Origin of the sequence: Saccharopolyspora elongata, from assembly GCF_004348985.1 — a bacterium.
GTDB classification, from domain to species: domain Bacteria; phylum Actinomycetota; class Actinomycetes; order Mycobacteriales; family Pseudonocardiaceae; genus Saccharopolyspora; species Saccharopolyspora elongata.
Genome location: NZ_SMKW01000128.1, coordinates 1 through 17,877 on the forward strand (window position 1 = coordinate 1; position 17,877 = coordinate 17,877).

At 69.8% G+C, this 17,877-nt stretch carries 17 protein-coding genes and 2 riboswitches; of the genes, 10 read left to right on the top strand and 7 right to left on the bottom strand.

The genetic code is table 11. The annotated features are described in order from the left end of the window. Positions 1-15: 15 nt before the first annotated feature. Positions 16-498, top strand: coding sequence for an HNH endonuclease signature motif containing protein (locus E1288_RS43405; RefSeq protein WP_235884224.1), 483 nt, complete (start codon positions 16-18; stop codon positions 496-498). Between the two features lie 22 nt (positions 499-520). Here the strand turns inward: E1288_RS43405 and E1288_RS43410 are convergent, their stop codons facing one another. Together E1288_RS43410 and E1288_RS43415 are read right to left on the bottom strand one after the other, a co-directional pair. After that, positions 521-1,687 (bottom strand): NAD(P)/FAD-dependent oxidoreductase, encoded by a 1,167-nt coding sequence (locus E1288_RS43410; protein ID WP_132494776.1) that lies wholly within the window; start codon positions 1,685-1,687, stop codon positions 521-523. Next, the gene (locus E1288_RS43415) at positions 1,684-1,998 is read right to left on the bottom strand and encodes a bifunctional 3-phenylpropionate/cinnamic acid dioxygenase ferredoxin subunit (RefSeq protein WP_132494778.1); all 315 of its coding nucleotides are present in this window, start codon (positions 1,996-1,998) and stop codon (positions 1,684-1,686) included. The genes E1288_RS43410 and E1288_RS43415 overlap by 4 nt, the downstream gene beginning before the upstream one ends. A 282-nt stretch (positions 1,999-2,280) precedes the next feature. Here E1288_RS43415 and E1288_RS43420 point away from each other — a divergent pair, with 282 nt between their 5' ends. Next, positions 2,281-4,719: a GcvT family protein gene (locus E1288_RS43420; RefSeq protein WP_132494780.1), complete on the top strand. Its 2,439-nt coding sequence runs from the start codon at positions 2,281-2,283 to the stop codon at positions 4,717-4,719. A gap of 10 nt (positions 4,720-4,729) precedes the next feature. Then, positions 4,730-5,851 (top strand): aromatic ring-hydroxylating oxygenase subunit alpha, encoded by a 1,122-nt coding sequence (locus E1288_RS43425; protein ID WP_132494782.1) that lies wholly within the window; start codon positions 4,730-4,732, stop codon positions 5,849-5,851. Between the two features lies 1 nt (position 5,852). Here the strand turns inward: E1288_RS43425 and E1288_RS43430 are convergent, their stop codons facing one another. Next, entirely contained in the window at positions 5,853-6,500 is a 648-nt protein-coding gene (locus E1288_RS43430; RefSeq protein WP_132494784.1) for a DedA family protein, read from the bottom strand. A 99-nt stretch (positions 6,501-6,599) separates the two neighbouring features. Here E1288_RS43430 and E1288_RS43435 point away from each other — a divergent pair, with 99 nt between their 5' ends. Both E1288_RS43435 and E1288_RS43440 read left to right on the top strand, forming a co-directional pair. Beyond that, positions 6,600-7,757: a sensor histidine kinase gene (locus E1288_RS43435; RefSeq protein ID WP_132494786.1), complete on the top strand. Its 1,158-nt coding sequence runs from the start codon at positions 6,600-6,602 to the stop codon at positions 7,755-7,757. Then, positions 7,748-8,389, top strand: coding sequence for a response regulator (locus tag E1288_RS43440; RefSeq protein WP_132494788.1), 642 nt, complete (start codon positions 7,748-7,750; stop codon positions 8,387-8,389). Before E1288_RS43435 ends, E1288_RS43440 begins: the two co-directional genes overlap by 10 nt. Before the next feature lie 8 nt (positions 8,390-8,397). Here the strand turns inward: E1288_RS43440 and E1288_RS43445 are convergent, their stop codons facing one another. The 4 genes from E1288_RS43445 to E1288_RS43460 form a co-directional block, all read right to left on the bottom strand. Next, positions 8,398-9,780 carry an amino acid permease gene (locus E1288_RS43445; RefSeq protein ID WP_132494790.1) on the bottom strand — a complete coding sequence of 461 codons (1,383 nt, stop codon included), beginning with the start codon at positions 9,778-9,780 and terminating at the stop codon, positions 8,398-8,400. A gap of 209 nt (positions 9,781-9,989) precedes the next feature. Then, positions 9,990-11,270, bottom strand: coding sequence for a serine hydroxymethyltransferase (glyA, locus tag E1288_RS43450; protein WP_132494792.1), 1,281 nt, complete (start codon positions 11,268-11,270; stop codon positions 9,990-9,992). A gap of 25 nt (positions 11,271-11,295) precedes the next feature. Continuing rightward, positions 11,296-12,399: a glycine cleavage system aminomethyltransferase GcvT gene (gene gcvT / locus E1288_RS43455; RefSeq protein WP_132494794.1), complete on the bottom strand. Its 1,104-nt coding sequence runs from the start codon at positions 12,397-12,399 to the stop codon at positions 11,296-11,298. 115 nt (positions 12,400-12,514) lie between these two features. Next, positions 12,515-12,614: riboswitch (glycine riboswitch) on the bottom strand. Then, a riboswitch (glycine riboswitch) is annotated at positions 12,615-12,714 on the bottom strand. Between the two features lie 77 nt (positions 12,715-12,791). Next, positions 12,792-13,418 carry a TetR/AcrR family transcriptional regulator gene (locus tag E1288_RS43460; RefSeq protein ID WP_132494796.1) on the bottom strand — a complete coding sequence of 209 codons (627 nt, stop codon included), beginning with the start codon at positions 13,416-13,418 and terminating at the stop codon, positions 12,792-12,794. A gap of 101 nt (positions 13,419-13,519) precedes the next feature. Between E1288_RS43460 and E1288_RS43465 the strand changes: the two genes are divergently transcribed. The 5 genes from E1288_RS43465 (at position 13,520) to E1288_RS43480 (ending at position 17,450) form a co-directional block, all read left to right on the top strand. Further along, positions 13,520-14,698, top strand: coding sequence for an acyl-CoA dehydrogenase family protein (locus tag E1288_RS43465; RefSeq protein WP_132494798.1), 1,179 nt, complete (start codon positions 13,520-13,522; stop codon positions 14,696-14,698). A gap of 61 nt (positions 14,699-14,759) precedes the next feature. Beyond that, positions 14,760-14,915, top strand: coding sequence for a hypothetical protein (locus tag E1288_RS47650; RefSeq protein ID WP_010306908.1), 156 nt, complete (start codon positions 14,760-14,762; stop codon positions 14,913-14,915). A 107-nt stretch (positions 14,916-15,022) separates the two neighbouring features. After that, positions 15,023-15,325 carry a YbaB/EbfC family nucleoid-associated protein gene (locus tag E1288_RS43470; protein ID WP_165968585.1) on the top strand — a complete coding sequence of 101 codons (303 nt, stop codon included), beginning with the start codon at positions 15,023-15,025 and terminating at the stop codon, positions 15,323-15,325. 83 nt (positions 15,326-15,408) lie between these two features. Continuing rightward, a complete protein-coding gene (locus E1288_RS43475) occupies positions 15,409-16,611 on the top strand; it encodes a Tm-1-like ATP-binding domain-containing protein (RefSeq protein ID WP_132494802.1) in 1,203 nt (400 codons plus the stop codon). 8 nt (positions 16,612-16,619) lie between these two features. Further along, complete coding sequence (locus E1288_RS43480) at positions 16,620-17,450, top strand: phosphoenolpyruvate hydrolase family protein (RefSeq protein ID WP_132494804.1); 831 nt, start codon at positions 16,620-16,622, stop codon at positions 17,448-17,450. Positions 17,451-17,877 lie beyond the last annotated feature (427 nt).

The window sequence follows — 17,877 nt, forward strand, 5'->3', positions numbered from 1 at the left end:
CTCGGCGAGGACGGCATGCCCGGCACGCTGAACACCGAACGCGCCATCACCGCCCAGAACGCACGCAGGATCGCCTGCGACGCCGAAATCCTGCCCATCGTCCTTGGTGGCGACAGTCTCCCACTGGCCGTGGGCAGAGCGAAACGCACCGCGCCCATTCACATTCGCGCCGCGTTGCTTCGGCGCGATGGGGTGTGTGCCTTCCCCGGGTGCGACCGCCCGCCGGGGACGCCTGAAGCGCACCACGTTCAGCATTGGGTCGACGGCGGACGAACCGACTTGGACAACATGGTCATGCTCTGCGGTCACCACCACCGGACGCTTCACAACCAGCGGTGGGACATCACCATGCGCGACGGGCGACCCGAATTCATCCCACCGCCCACAGTGGACCCAAGGAGAACACCCAGGCCAGGCGGCAGAGCACTGCCCGCCCGGCACCGCGTGTACCTCCGGGAGCTCATCCCCGCACCACGGGGCCCGGCGGGCGAATCGTGACGCCCGGATGTGCGGCGTGGGGTCAGCCGACCGGTGTTGTGGGTTTTGCGGTTAGTTGTCTGCGGTGTTTGGTGAACAGCTTCGGGTTGTTCATCGCTAGGAATGCCGTCGTTTCGTTCGCTCGGTGGAACCGGGCTACGAAGCGGCGGTCGTCCGGTGCCCCGTCGACTATTTCCACTTCGTCCTTCGGGTTCGCGTGGCCCGCGAACTGGATTCGGACTCCGTACTGCTCCGACCAGAAGTACGGCACCGTCGTGAAGTTCCGAGCCGTGCGTCCCGCGAGGAGGTTGTGGATCGCCGTTGCCGGTTGTTCCAGCGCCGTTGTCCAGTGCTCGAACCGTTGCGCTCCGTTCGGCGTGCCGTAGCTGGCCACGTCGCCGACCGCCACCACGTTCGGCAGGTTTGTGACTCCGCCTGCGTCGCACTGCACGCCGTTCGACACCGTCACGCCCGAACCGTGCAGCCAGTCGGTGTTCGGGCGGGCTCCGATGCCGATCACCACCACATCGGTCGGGAGGACGGTGCCGTCCGTCAGCTCGACCGCCGTGACCCTGTGCTCCCCGTGCAGTCGTTCGACTCCTGCTCCGCAGAGCAGTTGTACGTCGTGGTCCGCGTGCAGGGCTGCGCACACCGCGCCCAGTTCCGGGCCCACGACGTGCGCGAGCGGGACTTCGAGCGCTTCCACCACCGTCACGCCAAGACCTAGCATTCGGCAGGTCGATGCCACTTCGGCGCCCACGAATCCGGCGCCGACGATCACCGCTCGCGCTCCCGGGCGCAGGTCGTCGCGCAGGGCTATCGCGTCGTCGAGGGTGCGCAGCGTGTGCACTCCTGGTGGCGTTGCGGGCAGCGTCCTCGGGGTTGCGCCGGTTGCGATCACCACCCCATCCGCCCGGCAGTGGGTGCCGTCGTCCAGCTCGATCGTGCCGTCCGCCGTCGACAGGGCGACCGCGCGTCGGCCCAGGCGCCAGGTCGCGTCCACTTCGGCGAGGTCCGGTTCGTCCGCCAGCGCGAGGTCGCTCGCTTCTTGCTTCCCCGCGAGGAAGTCCTTCGACAGCGGCGGTCGGTCGTACGGCCGGTGCGGTTCGTCTCCGATCAGCTCTATCCGGCCCTCGAAGCCCTGCGCGCGCAGTTCCTGCGCCGCTCGCCAGCCGGCCAGGGACGCACCGACGATCGCGACCGCCCTCATGCGACTTCCTGCGCTTCGGTCTCGATGTAGATCGTTCCGTCCGCGACCTGCACCGGGTACGTCCGCACCGGGCGCTTCGCCGGCAGACCGCACGGCAGGCCCGTGCGCAGGTCGAACGCCGCCGCGTGCAGCGGGCACTCGACCCGGCAGTCCTCCACCCAGCCCTCCGCCAGCGAGGCGTCCTGGTGGGTGCAGGTGTCGTCGATGGCGTAGAGGTCGCCTTCCACGTTGAACACCGCGATCGGGACGTGCGCCTCGATGCGGACGGACTCGCCGGGCGGCAGATCGGACACTCGGCAGGCTTCGAACATCTTGGACCTCCGTTGCGCTATCCAGAACACGGAGTGCGATGCGCAACAATGTGCGGCTTCGGTCCCGGGCTCGTCAAGGGGTTCGGTCGGCACATCGTGCGCGGCCTCCATTCGTGTTACACGGCCGAAAAACCCGTCTTGTGCTCTTGACGGCCCCCGGCGCTACCGGCGACGGTGTTGCTCTCATCGAAACTCGGCGCGCATAGCGCAACAAAATCCCTGCTGCTTCTTGAGCCGGTGACCCCGTGCTGCCGGCGTCGACGCACCCACCCAGGAGGCCTCATGGGCAACCAACCCCGCGTGGTCGTCATCGGAGCCGGAATCGTCGGCTGCTCGCTGGCCGACGAGCTCACCGAACGCGGCTGGACCGACGTCACCGTCCTCGAACAGGGCCTGCTGTTCGCCACCGGCGGCTCCACCTCGCACGCCCCCGGCCTGGTGTTCCAGGCCAACCCGTGCCGGACCATGACCCGGTTCGCGGCCTACACCGCCGCCAAGTACCGCAGTCTCGACCTCGACGGCGAATGGTGCTTCCGGCAGCTCGGCGGGCTCGAGGTCGCCGGTTCCGCGGCGCGCTGGGACGAGGTCGAGCGGCGGCACGGCTGGCTCACCTCGTGGGGCGTCGAAAGCCACCTGATCGGCCCCGATGAGTGCGCCGAGCTGCACCCGCTGGTCGATCCGGCGCGGATCCTCGGCGGGCTGCACATTCCCACCGACGGGCTGGCCAAGCCGGTGCGCGCCGCCGAAGCGCAGGCGCGGCGTGCGATGGCTCGGGGCGCGCGGTTCCTGCCCGGGCAGCGTGTCGTTTCCGTCGAGCGCAGCGGCGGACGGGTGACCGCCGTCGTCACCGAACAGGACCGGTTCCCCGCCGACGTCGTCATCTCCTGCGTCGGAATGTGGGGGCCTCGCATCGGTGCGCTGGTGGACCTCGACGTCCCGCTCGTGCCGATGGCGCACCAGTACGCCAAGACCGGGCCGGTCGCCGCCATCGCCGGGCGCAACGACGAGCGGACCGAGGCCGGGCTGCCGATCCTGCGGCACCAGGACGCCGACCTCTACTTCCGGGAGCACGTCGACCGCATCGGCATCGGCTACTACGGGCACCGCCCCCTGCCGATCGACGCCGCCGACATCCGCGCCCCCGGCCAGACCGGCGAGATGCCGTCGATCGAGCCGTTCACCGCCGCCGACTTCCGGCCCGGCTGGGAGGACGCCGTTTCGCTGCTGCCCGCGCTGGCCGGCACCGAGGTCGTCGAGGGGATCAACGGTCTGTTCTCCTTCACCCCGGACGGGATGCCGCTGCTCGGCGAGCATCCCGACCTGCGCGGGTTCTGGCTGGCCGAGGCCGTGTGGATCACGCACTCCGCCGGGGTCGCCCGGGCGATGGCGCAGTGGCTCGTAGACGGGCAGCCCGCGGAGTCCCTGCACTCGTGCGATCTCAACCGGTTCGAACCCGCGCAGCGCAGCCCCGAATACGTGCACGCGCGCAGTTGCCGCAGCTTCGTCGAGGTCTACGACATCCTGCACCCGCTCGAACCCGGGCAGGAGCCGCGGCCGATGCGGACGAGCCCGTTCTACGAGCGGCAGCAGGAGCTCGGCGCCGAGTTCCTCGAAGCCTCCGGATGGGAACGCCCGCATTGGTACGCGGCCAACGCCGGGCTGCCGGAGGTCGAGGAGGTGCCCGGTCGCGGGGACTGGGCCTCGCGGTTCTGGTCGCCGATCGCCGGGGCCGAGGCCCTGGTCACCCGCAAGCGCGTCGCGCTGTTCGACATGACGCCGCTCAAGCGACTGGAGGTGACCGGGCCCGGGGCGCTGGAATTCCTGCAGTGGCTGACCACCAACCAGCTCGCGAAGAAACCCGGTTCGGTCACCTACACCCTGTCCCTGGACGCCGCCGGCGGGGTGCGCAGCGACCTCACCGTGGCCCGGCTGTCCGAGCAGCGCTTCCAGGTCGGCGCCAACGGCAATCTCGACCTGGCCCGGATGCGGCGGCAGCTGCCCGACGACGGCCGGGTGCAGGTCCGGGACATCACCGGCGGGACCTGCTGCATCGGCGTGTGGGGCCCGCTCGCGCGCGCGCTCGTGCAGTCGCTGACCAGCACCGACTTCTCGCACGAGGGGTTCGGCTTCTTCAAGAACAAGCGCGCGTTCGTCGGCGGCGTCCCGGTGACCGCCATGCGCCTGTCCTACGTGGGCGAGCTCGGCTGGGAGCTGTACACCGACGCCGACCAGGGGCGCAGGCTCTGGGACGCGCTGTGGGACGCCGGGCAGCAGCACGGGATCATCGCCGCCGGTCGCAGCGCCTTCAACAGCCTGCGGCTGGAGAAGGGCTACCGGTCGTGGGGCGCGGACATGACCACCGAGCACGATCCGTTCGAGGCCGGCGTCGGGTTCGCCGTCCGGATGGACAAGGACTTCCTCGGCCGCGACGCGTTGCGGCGGCGCGAGGCCCGCCGCCGGCTGAGCCCGCTGCTGATCAAGGACCGGGAGACCGTGGTCATGGGGGCCGAGCCCGTTCATGCCGACGGCGCTCCGGTCGGCTACGTCACCAGCGCGGCCTACGGCTACAGCATCGGCGAGAGCATCGCGTACGCCTGGCTGCCCGGCTCGCTCGCCGTGCCCGGTAACGCCGTGGAGATCGAGTACTTCGGCGAGAAGGTGCCAGCGGTGGTCGCCGAGGAGCCGCTGTTCGACCCCGAGATGAAGCGTCTGCGCAGCTGAAAGGGACACCATGACGACCACGGACCAGGAGTCCAGCCTCATCTCCACGCTGCCCGGCCACTACTACACCGACCCCGAGCTGTTCGCGCTGGAGCAGGACCGGATCTTCGGCGCGATGTGGTTCTGCGCCGTGCGCGTCGCCGACCTCGCCGTGGCCGGGCAGTTCCAGACCGTCCAGGTGGGGAGGGAGAGCGTGCTGATCGCTAGGGGCCGCGACGGCGCCCTGCGGGCGTTCCTGAACATCTGCCGCCACCGCGGCGCTCGGCTGTGCGTCGCGGACGCCGGGCAGGTGAAGCGGTCCTTCCAATGTCCTTACCACGCCTGGACTTACGGCACCGACGGCAAGCTGATCGCGGCGCCGAACCTCACCTCGATGCCGGACGTCGACCGGACGCGGTACGGGCTGATCCCGGTCGCGCTGCGCGAATGGCTCGGCTACGCGTGGGTCTGCCTGGCCGACGAACCGCCGTCGTTCGAGGACACCGTGATCGGGGCCGTCTCCGGGCGGCTCGGCGGCGACGACGTGATCGGCGGCTACGGCGTCGACGGGCTCGCGCTCGGCCGCCGGATCAGCTACGACGTGCGGGCCAACTGGAAGCTGATCATCGAGAACTTCATGGAGTGCTACCACTGCGCGACGATCCACCCGGAGCTCACCGAGGTTCTGCCGGAGTTCGCCGACGGCTACGCCGCCCAGTACTACGTCGGCCACGGCGCCGAGTTCGGCTCGGACGTCGAGGGGTTCACGGTGGACGGCAGCGGCGGGTTCGGGCGGCTGGACGGCGTCGGCGACGAGCACGACCGGCGGTACTACGCGATCACGGTCCGGCCCCAGGTCTTCCTGAACCTGGTGCCGGACCACGTGATCGTGCACCGGATGTTCCCGCTCGCGGCCGACCGCACGCTCGTCGAGTGCGACTGGCTGTACGCGCCGGAGGTGGTCGAGCGGGGCCACGACGTGTCGCGCTCGGTCGAGCTGTTCCACCGGGTCAACCAGCAGGACTTCGACGCCTGCGAGCGCTGCCAGCCGGCGATGAGCTCCCGCGCCTATGCCAGCGGTGGCGTGCTGGTGCCCTCGGAACACCACATCGGCGAGTTCCACGAGTGGCTGCGCGCCGAGCTCGAACCGTGAGTCACGCCCGGGCCTTGCGCATCCGGACGACCCGCGCGGCCACGAACCAGACGACCGCGACGACCACCGCGACGACGACGACCTTCTGGAAGATCCCCACGTAGGACTCGACGATCCACCAGCTCTGCCCCAGCAGGTAGCCGGCGAGCACCAGCGCGGTGTTCCAGATCAGGCTGCCGAGCGCGGTCAGCACCAGGAAGGCCGGCATCGGCATCCGCTCCACCCCGGCGGGCAGCGAGATGAAGCTGCGGAAGATCGGCACCATCCGGCCCAGGAACACCGCTTTCGTGCCGTGCCGGGCGAACCACGCCTCGGTCCGGTCCACATCGGACACCTTGACCAGCGGCAGCTTCGCCGCGATCGCGCGGGTGCGGTCGCGGCCCAGCCACGCGCCGAGGTAGTACAGCACGACCGCGCCGGCCAGCGAGCCGAGCGTGGTCCACAGGATCGCGCCGAGCAGGCTCATCGTGCCCCGGCTCGCGGCAAATCCGGCCAGCGGCAGGATCACCTCGCTGGGGATGGGCGGGAACAGGTTCTCCAGTGCCACCGCCAGCCCCGCGCCGGGGCCGCCGATGGTTTCCATGAGCCCGGTGATCCAGCCGACCAGTCCATCGGTCTGGGCGGTGCCGGGCTGCGCGAGGAAGTTCATGATCCGAACGCTAGGAATCCGTGGCACCGCGCGGAATGCGGTTTCCCGGCGACCCACCTGTGGAAAACCGCAGGTTGTCGCCGTGGCTAGGCTCGGATCATGCGTCGATGGCTGCGGGTGTTCCTCGGCGTCGTGCTCGGTGCGGGCACGGCGCTTGCCGAACTCGTCTTCGTGCTGTCGGCCGGTCTGGCGCTGACCGCACTGCTGATCTTGCCCCGGCTGCGATCCCGGGTCGCCTCGCTGTCGTTCGCCGGGGCGCAGGCGCTGACCGAACTCGAACGGCGGCGCCTGGCGAAGTACCTGGACAGCAGCCATGCCGGCCGACCCGGCGGCGCTCGCGCGCTGCGGTACCTGGCGGTCCGCTGCGCGGTCGGGCTGCTCGGTGGCATCGTGCTCTTCCTGATCGCCTACGGCGCGGTCGGCATGCTGGTCGAACTCGTCGAGCTCTGGGCCACCGTCGGAGATCCGCTGGAAGGTCGTTCCGGCACCGAGAAGTTCTGGCTCACGGTCTACCTGATCGTTTTCTGCTCGGTGCTGGGCTTCCTGGCGTTGACCGGGCTCGCGGGCGTCGCGGTCATGGACCGCGCGCTCGGCGAGCGGTTCCTGGAACCGGACCGGGCCGAGCAGCTCCGGCAACGGGTGGAACAGCTGTCCACCACGCGCTCCGATGTGGTCGCCGCGATCCACGAGGAACGCCGCCGCATCGAACGCGACCTGCACGACGGCGTGCAGCAGCGGCTGGTGGCGCTGGGCATGCTGATCGGCCGGGCCCGGCGCGCCGGCGACGACGGCGACCGGGCCGCCGGTCTGCTGCGCCAGGCGCACGAGGAATCCCAGGAAATACTCCGGGATTTCCGCGATGTCGCGTGGCGGGTCTACCCGGCAGCGCTGGACGCCGGGGGCCTGCACCCGGCCCTGGCGGCGCTGGTGGAGCGGGCCGGGATGCCGGTCGAGCTGCGGTACGAGGTGGCGCAGCGGCCGGCCGTGGAGGTCGAGGCCGTGGCGTACTTCGTGGTTTCGGAGGCCGTGACGAACGCGGCCAAGCACTCGGGCGCGGGTATCGTCACCGTCCGGGTCGAACGGGAAGAGGGGTGGCTCGTGGTTCGGGTGGACGACGACGGCGCCGGCGGCGCATCGGTGCGCGGTGCCGGGCTTTCCGGCCTGGCCCGGCGCGTCGCGGCGCTGGACGGGAAGTTCACAGTGGACAGTCCGGTCGGCGGCCCGACGACGATCGTCGCGGAGCTGCCGTGCGGGTGATCCTGGCCGACGATTCCACCCTGCTGCGCGAAGGACTGGTGCGCCTGCTGGCGGAGGAGGGGCACGACGTGGTGGCCGCCGTCGGGGACGCGCCGAGCCTCCTCTCGGAGGTGGCGGCGTGGCAGCCGGACGTGGCCGTCGTCGACGTCCGGATGCCGCCCACGCACACCGACGACGGCCTGCGCGCCGCGCTGGAGATCCGGCGCCGGTTCCCCGCCGTCGGCGTGCTGGTGCTCTCGCAGTACGTGGAGAAGCGCTACGCGGTCGAGCTGCTCACCGGCGACACCGCGCGGGTCGGATACCTGCTCAAGGACAGGGTGGTGCAGGTCGACGAGTTCCTCGACGCCCTCCAGCGGGTGGCCGACGGGGGAGTGGCGTTCGACCCGGAGGTGGTGCGGCGCCTGCTGTCCGGCAGCGGCCGCGATCCGCAGTCGCTGCTGACGCCCCGTGAACGGGACGTCCTCGAACAGATGGCGCAGGGCCGTACCAACGCCGGCATCGCCACCCACCTGCACATCTCGCAGAGCGCGGTGGAGAAGCACGCGAACGCGATCTTCGACAAGCTCGACCTCGCCCGCACCACCGGCTACAGCCGCCGGGTCCTCGCCGTCCTGCACTACCTGGAATCCTGATCAGGCGTTCACCTGTTCGCGGCCTCCTGCTGCGGCTGCTTGTCGCGCACCGCGAGGTAGCCGATCACCATCGCGATCGCGAGCACCGGGGTGATGTACAGCGCGATCCGGGTTTCGGCGTCGAAGGCCAGCAGCACCACGACGAACGCGAGGAAGGCCAGCACGACGTAGTTGGAGTACGGGGCGAGCGGCATCCGGAACGGCCCGGCCGGGAGTTCGCCCCGGGCGACCTTGCGCCGGTAGACCAGGTGCGCGATCACGATCATGCCCCAGGTGAAGATGGCGCCGGCGGTGCTGGCGCTGGTGATGTAGGTGAACGCCTGCTCCGGCACGAAGTAGTTGAGCACCACGCCGATCAGCATCGCGCAGAACGTGATCCCGATGGCCCGCGCGGGCACCGCACGGCCGCTGAGGCGTCCCACCGAGCGCGGCGCCTGGCGGTCCTCCGACAGGGTGCGCAGCATCCGCGCGGTGGAGTAGATGCCGCTGTTGCAGGACGACAGCGCGGCGGTGGTCACCACGAAGTTGATCACGCCGGCGGCGGCCGGGATGCCGATCAGGGTGAATGCGTGCACGAACGGGCTGCCGGTGGTCGGGAACTGGGTCCACGGGACCAGCGCGGTCAGGGCGATCAGCGCGCCGACGTAGAAGATCAGGATCCGCCACATCACCGAGTTGATGGCCCGCGGCAGGACCTTCTGCGGGTTCTTGCTCTCGCTGGCGGTCTGGCCGACCATCTCCACGCCGACGAAGGCGAACATGACGATCTGGAACGCCAGCAGCGACGACGCCGCGCCGTTGGGGAACAACCCGCCGTGGGACCAGATGTTGCTCAGCGACGCGGTGTCCCCGAGGTCGCTGAAGCCGAACACCAGGATCGCGGCGGCGAGCACGATCAGGCCGATGATGGCCAGCACCTTGATCAGCGCGAACCAGAACTCGAACTCGCCGAAGAGCTTCACCGCGATCAGGTTCACGCCGGAGAGCACGATCAGCGCTCCCAGGGCGGGAATCCACTGCGGCACGTGCGGGAACCAGAACTGGAAGTACTCACCGACCGCGGTGATCTCGGCCATGCCGGTGACGATCCACACCAGCCAGTAGCCCCAGCCCACCGCGAACTTGGCCCACGGGCCCACGAACTCGCCCGCGTACTCCGCGAACGATCCGCTCACCGGGCGGTACATCAGCAGCTCGCCGAGCGCTCGCATCACGAAGAAGATCATCAGCCCGGCGATCGCGTAGATCAGGATCAAGCCGGGCCCGACCTGGTGCAGCGCCTTGCCGGAGCCGAGGAACAGCCCGACCCCGATCGCCCCGCCGATCGCGATCATGTTGATGTGCCGGGTACTCAGATCCTTCCGGTACTCCTCGGCCTCTGGTTGGCTCATCGAACGTGACTCCTTAATCGCCAGCGTGTTTCGCTGAAACTGCGCAGATACTCCGGCATTCGGGCAGTGCTGGCAAGCGATTGGGCACAGTTGAAATCGAGCCTTTTCCCAGTTCCAACATCGTCCACTTTGGACGCAAACGCGAAAGGCCGCATTTCGGTCATTGCGGACCGAAATGCGGCGTTCGGGGGCTACCTGCCGATCACATGTCAGAGGTTCGGGTATAGCGGGTGCTTGGCGGCCAGGGCCTCCACCCGCTCCCGGAGCTTCGCGCTCGCCGACTCGTCGAAGCCCGGCTTGAGGGCCTCGGCGATGATGTCGGCGACCTCGGTGAAGTCCTCCTTGCCGAAGCCGCGGGTGGCCAGCGCCGGGGTGCCGATGCGCAGCCCGGAGGTCACCATCGGCGGCCGCGGGTCGTTGGGCACCGCGTTGCGGTTGACGGTGATGCCGATCTCGTGCAGCCGGTCCTCGGCCTGCTTGCCGTCCAGCTCGGAGTCCCGCAGGTCCACCAGCACCAGGTGCACGTCGGTGCCGCCGGAGACCAGCTGCACGCCGGCCTTGACGGCGTCGTCGGCGAGCAGCCGCTCGGCCAGGATCTGCGCGCCCTCCACGGTGCGGCGCTGCCGGTCGGCGAACTCCGGCGACGCGGCGACCTTGAACGACACCGCCTTGCCGGCGATCACGTGCTCCAGCGGCCCGCCCTGCTGGCCCGGGAACACCGCCGAGTTGAACTTCTTCGCGAACTCCGTGTCCGCCGACAGGATCACGCCACCGCGCGGACCGCCGAGCGTCTTGTGCGTGGTGGTGGTGACGACGTGGGCGTGCGGCACCGGGCTTGGGTGCAGCCCGGCGGCCACCAGGCCGGCGAAGTGCGCCATGTCGACCATCAGGTAGGCGCCGACCTCGTCGGCGATCTCCCGGAACCGCTTGAAGTCCAGCTGCCGCGGGTACGCCGACCAGCCGGCGATGATCAGCTGCGGCTTGTTCTCCCGCGCCAGCTTGGCGACCTCGTCCATGTCGACGCGGTGGTCGTCCTCGCGCACGTGGTACGGCACCACGTTGTAGAGCTTGCCGGAGAAGTTGATCCGCATGCCGTGGGTCAGGTGACCGCCGTGCGCCAGGTCCAGGCCCATGATCGTGTCACCAGGCTTGAGCAGCGCGAACATCGCCGCCGCGTTGGCCTGCGCGCCCGAGTGCGGCTGCACGTTGGCGAAGCTCGCGCCGAAGAGCTCCTTGACCCGGTCGATGGCCAGCTGCTCGATGACGTCGACGTGCTCGCAGCCGCCGTAGTAGCGGCGGCCCGGGTAGCCCTCGGCGTACTTGTTGGTCAGCACCGAGCCCTGCGCCTCGAGGACGGCCTGCGGTGCGAAGTTCTCCGAGGCGATCATCTCCAGCGTGCTCTGCTGGCGGTTGAGTTCGGCGCCGACCGCCGCTGCCACCTCGGGGTCCACCGCGGCCAGCTGGTCGTTGAACAGGTCCGGTGTCGACATGGTGTTGCCTCCTGTGTATTTCTCTTCAGGCATTGCGGCGGTAGAACGGCAGCTCGACGACCTGCACCGCGACGGCCTTGCCGCGGATGTCGACCTGCAGCTGCGTGCCGGGTTCGCTGTGGTCGCGGTCCACGTAGGCCATCCCGATCGGGTGGCCGAGCGTCGGGGAGGGGGCGCCGCTGGTCACGACGCCGATCTCGGCGCCGTCGGCGTCCAGCACGCGGTAGCCGTGCCGGGGCGCCCGGCGCTGCTCGGTGCTCAAACCGACCAGCGTGCGCTCGGTGGGCTTCTCGGCCGCGGCGGCCAGCGCGTCCTTGCCGACGAAGTCGCCGGCCTTGTCCAGCTTGACCACCCGGCCGAGGTTGGCGTGGAAGGGCGTGAGCTCGGCGGACAGCTCGTTGCCGTACAGCGGCATGCCGGCCTCCAGCCGCAACGTGTCGCGGCAGGACAACCCGGCGGGCTGCAGGCCCTGCTCGGCGCCGGACTCGGTCAGCGCCTGCCAGACCGCCTCGGCGTCGCCGGGCGCGGTGAACAGCTCGAAGCCGTCCTCGCCGGTGTAACCGGTGCGCGCCAGCAGCACGTCCTTGCCCGCGACCCGGCTGCGGTAGCCCGCGTAGTACTTGACCTCGGCGAGGTCGGTGTCGGTCAGCGGCGCGAGGATCGCGACCGCGTTCGGGCCCTGCACCGCGATCAGCGCGTAGTCGTCGGAGACGTCCTGGTGCTCGGCGTCGAAGCCGCCGATGCGCTCGGCCAGCTCGGCGGAGACCACGGCGGCGTTCGCCGCGTTGGCCACCACCAGGAACTCCTCGTCGCCGAGCCGGTAGACGATCAGGTCGTCGAGCACGCCGCCGGCGGCGTTGCAGATCATCGTGTAGCGGGCGCGGCCGGGCTTGATCGCGGACGCGTTGGCGACCAGCGCGTAGTCCAGCGCCTCGGCGGCCTGCGGCCCGCTGATCCGGATCTCACCCATGTGGGTCAGGTCGAACAGACCGGCGCCGGTGCGCACCGCGTTGTGCTCGGCGGTGTCGCCCGAGTAGCGCAGCGGCATCCGCCAGCCGGCGAATTCGGTGAACGTCGCCCCGAGGGCTTCGTGCACGTGGTGCAAGGGCGTCTGTCGTGGCGACGACATGGTGAGACTCCTCCTGGTGGGCGCCGGTCGGCAGTCGAGGGCCGGTCAGCTCACTGAGCCCAACCTTATCGGGGACGCCTCGACCTCGACCTGCGCGGGCTTGCGCTGGTCGGGCGGTCTCCCCGGAGTCATTGGCCTGAGAGTTTCGCCGCCCGCGAGGGACGGCTTGCACCGTGGGCGAGAAGCGGGCGCTTCTGCTTTTCTCCGTGTTCGCCTGGTGCCGTGCGGTGCCGGTGCCTGAGAGTTTGCTGGGGAGAATTGCTCCTTCGGCGCTCCGGTCCCGGAACGGGCCGGAGTCTCTCCCGCACGACGTCGTGGGCGCGGTATTCGGTTGTGTGAACGCCGACGCTACGAACCGGCGTGACCCACGTCAACCGGGCGGGTGAGTGATCTCAGGCGATGATCTCGCGGTACTGCTTCTCCAGGCCGTCGACCAGGGCCGCCAGGGCCAGCTCGAAGCTGTCGGCGTCGATCTCCGCCGCGTGCTCGCGGAGCAGGTGGGCCTTGTTCAGGTGCGGGAAGCGGTCGCCGTAGAGCGCCGCGTCGTCCGGGAAGCCGCCGCTGAAGGAGCCCATCGCCGAGCCCACCACCAGGTACTTCGTCGAGGCGCCGATCATCGTGGCGTAGCGCTGCGGCCAGCCCGCCCTGGTCAGGCCGCCGTGCACCGCGTCCGCCCGGCGCAGCGCGTTCTCCCGGCGGGCCGGGCCGTAGGCCAGGAACGGGACCAGGTTCGGGTGGGCGATCAGGGCGGCCCGGTAGGAGCGCGCCCAGGTGCGCAGGCCGGTCGTCCAGTCCGCGTCGAAGCCGGAGACGTCCACCGCGGTCATCACGTCGTCGGCGATCTCGTGCAGCAGCTCGTCCTTGGTCGACACGTGGTTGTACAGCGACGCCGCGCGGACGCCGAGCCGTTCGGCCAGCCGCCGCATGGACAGCGCTTCGAGGCCGTCGGCGTCGATGATCTCCAGGCCGATCCGCCGGATGCGTTCCGGCGACAGCCGGGGGGTGGTCGGTCTGGGCACGTCTTCTCCTCGTCGGATCCCTTGCGGCGGTCGCCGGGACCGCCTTAGGCTGCCACAAAACTAACGACGTTAGTTAGCTGGCCGCAGGAAAGGATCCGGCGATGGTCGACTTCTCGCTGTCCGACACAGAACGCGACATCCGCGACTGGGTGCGCAACTTCGTCCAGCGCGAACTGGTGCCGCTGGAACCGGAGGTGCTGCGCCGCGAGCGCGCCGGGGAACGCGGCCTGACCAAGGACGAGCAGCGGGAACTGCAGGACAAGGCGAAGCAGGCCGGGTTCTGGGGCGTGCAGACGCCCGAGGAGTACGGCGGCATGGGCCTGTCGGCGGTGATGACGGCGCTCATCGAGGTCGAGCTCGGCCGCACCTTCGTGCCGTTCCGCTTCGGCGGCTACGCCGACAACATCCTGTACTACGCCAACGACGACCAGAAGGAGCGCTACCTGCTCCCGACGATCGAGGGCACCCGCAAGTCGTGCTTCGCGATCACCGAGCCCGGCGCCGGCTCGGACGCCAAGAACCTGCGCACCACCGCCGTCAAGGACGGCGACGAGTGGGTCATCAACGGCGAGAAGACCTTCATCACCGGCGGCATCGACGCCGACTTCGTGATGGTCTTCGCCGTCACCGACCGGGAGAAGGGCGCCAACGGCGGCGTCACCTGCTTCCTGGCCGACCGCGACGCGGGCTGGAAGTCCGAGCCGATCGACATCATGGGCCCGTGGGAGCGTCAGCCCGCCGCGCTGGTGTTCGACAACGTGCGGGTCCCGGAGCACAACGTGCTCGGCGAGGTCGGCCACGGCTTCAAGCTCGCCATGCAGTGGATCGGCCGCGGCCGCTACCTGCTGCCGGCGCATGCCCTCGGCGCCTGCGAGCGGCTCGTCGAGATGGGCATGGAATACGCCAAGACCCGCGAGACCTTCGGCAAGCCGATCGCCGAGCGCCAGGCCATCCAGTGGATGATCGCCGACTCCGCGGTGGAGATCGAGGCGCTGCGCTGGCTCGTGCTGCAGGCGGCCTGGCAGGTCGACCAGGGCATGGACTCCCGTCACGCGCAGTCGGTGGCCAAGCTCTTCGGCGCCACCCGCGCCAACGAGATCGTGGACCGGGTCCTGCAGATGCACGGCGGCATGGGCTACACCAAGGAGCTGCCGGTCGAGCGCTGGTACCGCGACCTGCGGCTGCTGCGCATCTTCGAGGGCACCGACGAGATCCAGCGCCGCACCGTCGCGCGGAACCTGCTGAAGGGCCACGCGTCCATCAGCGGGGTCCTCGGCTGATTCGTGACCGATTTGTCGGTAGCCTGGTCGTAGCCGTGATTCCGACCCGCCGGGAGCGACGATGTCTCTGTTCAAGAAGGTCGCCGATTTCGCCAGCAGCCCGCAGGGCCGCAAGGTGATCGACCAGGCCAAGAAGTACGCCTCCGACCCGAAGAACAAGGAGAAGATCGACCAGGTCAAGAACAAGTTCTTCGGCAAGGACGGCAAGAGCCACTGACCGAACGGCGAAACGGCCCCCGGTGATCCCGCCGGGGGCCGTTCTCGTGCGCAGCGATTCGCCGGTGTGAGATGGTCGTGGCGGGTTCGGACTTGGGAGGGCACGTGATGGCGGACGACGTCCGTGGCGAGGGCAGTGCTGCCGGGGGCGCCGTGCGGGTGACCGTCGGTGCCGACGGGAAGGTCGACGAGCTGCACCTGGAGCCGCTGCTGCTGGGCAGCGGGGTCGCGGCCATCGCGGCCGCCGTTCGGGAGGCGGTCAACGCCGCACACGATGACGCCGCCAGGAAGCCCGACCATGCGATGCAGGCGTTCGAGACGGAGCTGGACAAGCTCAGCGACGGCTTCGAGCGGGCGATCGAGAAGGTCACCAGGAACCTGGCCGAGGCGCAGAAGCGGCTGGAGCAGTAGTCGCCTGATCTGCCGACTGTGCGAGGTCGGCGCCGCCAGTAGAGTTTCGCGGGGTTGACTCGATTCCGAGCCGCGGAGGGCCAATGGGCAGCGCGTACGTCGTCGGGACCTTCGACACCAAGGGCGCCGAGCTGCACTACGTCGCCGCGCTGATCGCCGGCGGGCATCCCGTGGTCACCGTGGACCTGTCCACCACCGGCGGGAAATCCGACGCGGACGTGTCGGCCGCCGAGGTCGCCGCGCACCACCCGGGCGGGCCCGACGCGGTGTTCACCGGCGATCGGGGCTCGGCGGTCGCCGCGATGGCCGTGGCGTTCGAGCGGTTCCTGGCCGCGCGGGACGTCGCCGGGATCATCGGGCTCGGCGGCTCGGGCGGCACCGCGCTGATCACGCCCGCGATGCGCGCGCTGCCGGTCGGCGTGCCCAAGGTCATGGTGTCCACAGTGGCCTCCGGCGACGTTTCGGCCTATGTGGACGCCACCGACATTGCGATGTTCCCGTCGGTCACTGATGTCGCCGGGCTGAACCGGATTTCCCGCCAGGTGCTGGGGAACGCCGCGCACGCGCTGCTGGGCGCCGTGACGCGCCCGGTGCTCGAGGCCGAGGACAAGCCCGCCGTCGGGCTGTCCATGTTCGGCGTCACCACGCCGTGCGTGACGGCCGTGGCCGAGCAGTTGGCCGCCGACTACGACCCGCTGGTGTTCCACGCGACCGGAACCGGTGGTCGCGCCATGGAGAAGCTCGTCGACGACGGCCTGATCCGCGCCGTCGCGGACATCACCACCACCGAGGTGTGCGACCTGATCGCCGGCGGCGTGATGAGCGCGGGGGAGCAGCGGCTGGACGCCATCGCCCGCACCGGCGTGCCCTACGTCGGCTCGTGCGGCGCCCTGGACATGGTGAACTTCGGCGCGCTGGACACGGTTCCGGCGCAGTACCGGGACCGCAACCTGTACGTGCACAACCCGCAGGTCACGCTGATGCGCACGTCCGCGGCGGAATGCCGGCGCATCGCCGAGTTCATCGCCGCCAAGCTCAACGCCTGCGACGGCCCGGTGCGCTTCCTCCTCCCGGTCGGTGGAGTGTCCACGTTGGACGCCCCGGGGCAGCCCTTCCACGACCCCGAGGCGGACGCGGTGCTGTTCGAGACGCTGGAGGGCCAGGTGCGGCAGACCGGGGACCGGCGCGTCGAGCGCGTGCCGCACAACGTCAACGATCCGGAGTTCGCCGCCGCGCTGGTCGCGGCGGTCCGGGAAGTCGCCGGATCTGCCGAGAGAACCAGGTAGGAGAGAGCATGAGCCGATTCGACCGGGCCGAACTGATGCGCCGGTTCCGCGCCAAGGTCGAGCGCGGCGAGCCGATCGTCGGCGGCGGCGCGGGCACCGGCCTGTCCGCCAAGTGCGAGGAGGCCGGCGGGATCGACCTGATCGTCATCTACAACTCCGGCCGCTACCGGATGGCCGGGCGCGGCTCGCTGGCCGGCCTGCTGGCCTACGGCAACGCCAACGACATCGTGGTTGAGATGGCCCGCGAGGTGCTGCCGGTGGTGCGGCACACCCCGGTGCTGGCCGGCGTCAACGGCACCGACCCGTTCATGCTGCGCGACCGGTTCCTCGGCGAGCTGCGCGACCTCGGGTTCGCCGGGATCCAGAACTTCCCGACCGTCGGGCTCATCGACGGCACCTTCCGGGCGAACCTGGAGGAGACCGGCATGGGCTACGACCTGGAGGTCGAGCTCGTCGCCGCCGCGCGCGAGGCCGACCTGCTGACCACGCCGTACGTCTTCTCCAGCGCTGACGCGAGGGCGATGACCGAGGCGGGCGCGGACATCATCGTGTGCCACCTAGGGCTGACGACCGGCGGCGCGATCGGCGCCGAGACCGCCAAGCCGCTGGACGAGTGCGTGGCCCTGATCGACGAGTGGTCGCAGGCGGCGGCCGAAGTGCGCGACGACGTGCTGGTGCTCTGCCACGGCGGGCCGATCTCGACGCCGGAAGATGCCGCGTACGTGCTGTCCAGGACCAAGCGCTGCCACGGCTTCTACGGCGCCAGCAGCATGGAGCGGCTGCCGACCGAGCAAGCACTGACCGAGCAGACGAAAGCCTTCACACAACTGAGAAAATAGGAAGTAGTTGGCTTGCTTCGCGGTGCGAGTAGCGGAACCTCAGAGGCCTTCTCACTGTGGGATCCCCGACATCATGAATGCCAATTCACCACGTCGGGGCTGTCCTCGCTGGGAGAACCCCGGAGGGGTGGGCATTGTGAACCCGCAGCGGTGCCGGTTGCGAGGGTGGGCTAAGCCTCGATCCACCGAAGAGGGCGTTGGCGGTGATTCTGATTCGCTTTGTTGATCTTTTGGCGTGGTGAAGGGCGTGTGTGATCCGCTGGTCTGCCCAGCCTGTTCCACTGATCGAGGTCTCCGGTCGGGCCCGTGTGGGCGGTGTTGGTGCTGGTCAGGCTGCTGTTGGTGGTGATGAGGCGGCGGCGTGCAGGGTGGTGAAGTGCTGGGCCCAGGGCCAGTGGGCGGGCAGGTGCAGGAGGGGTTTGCCTTG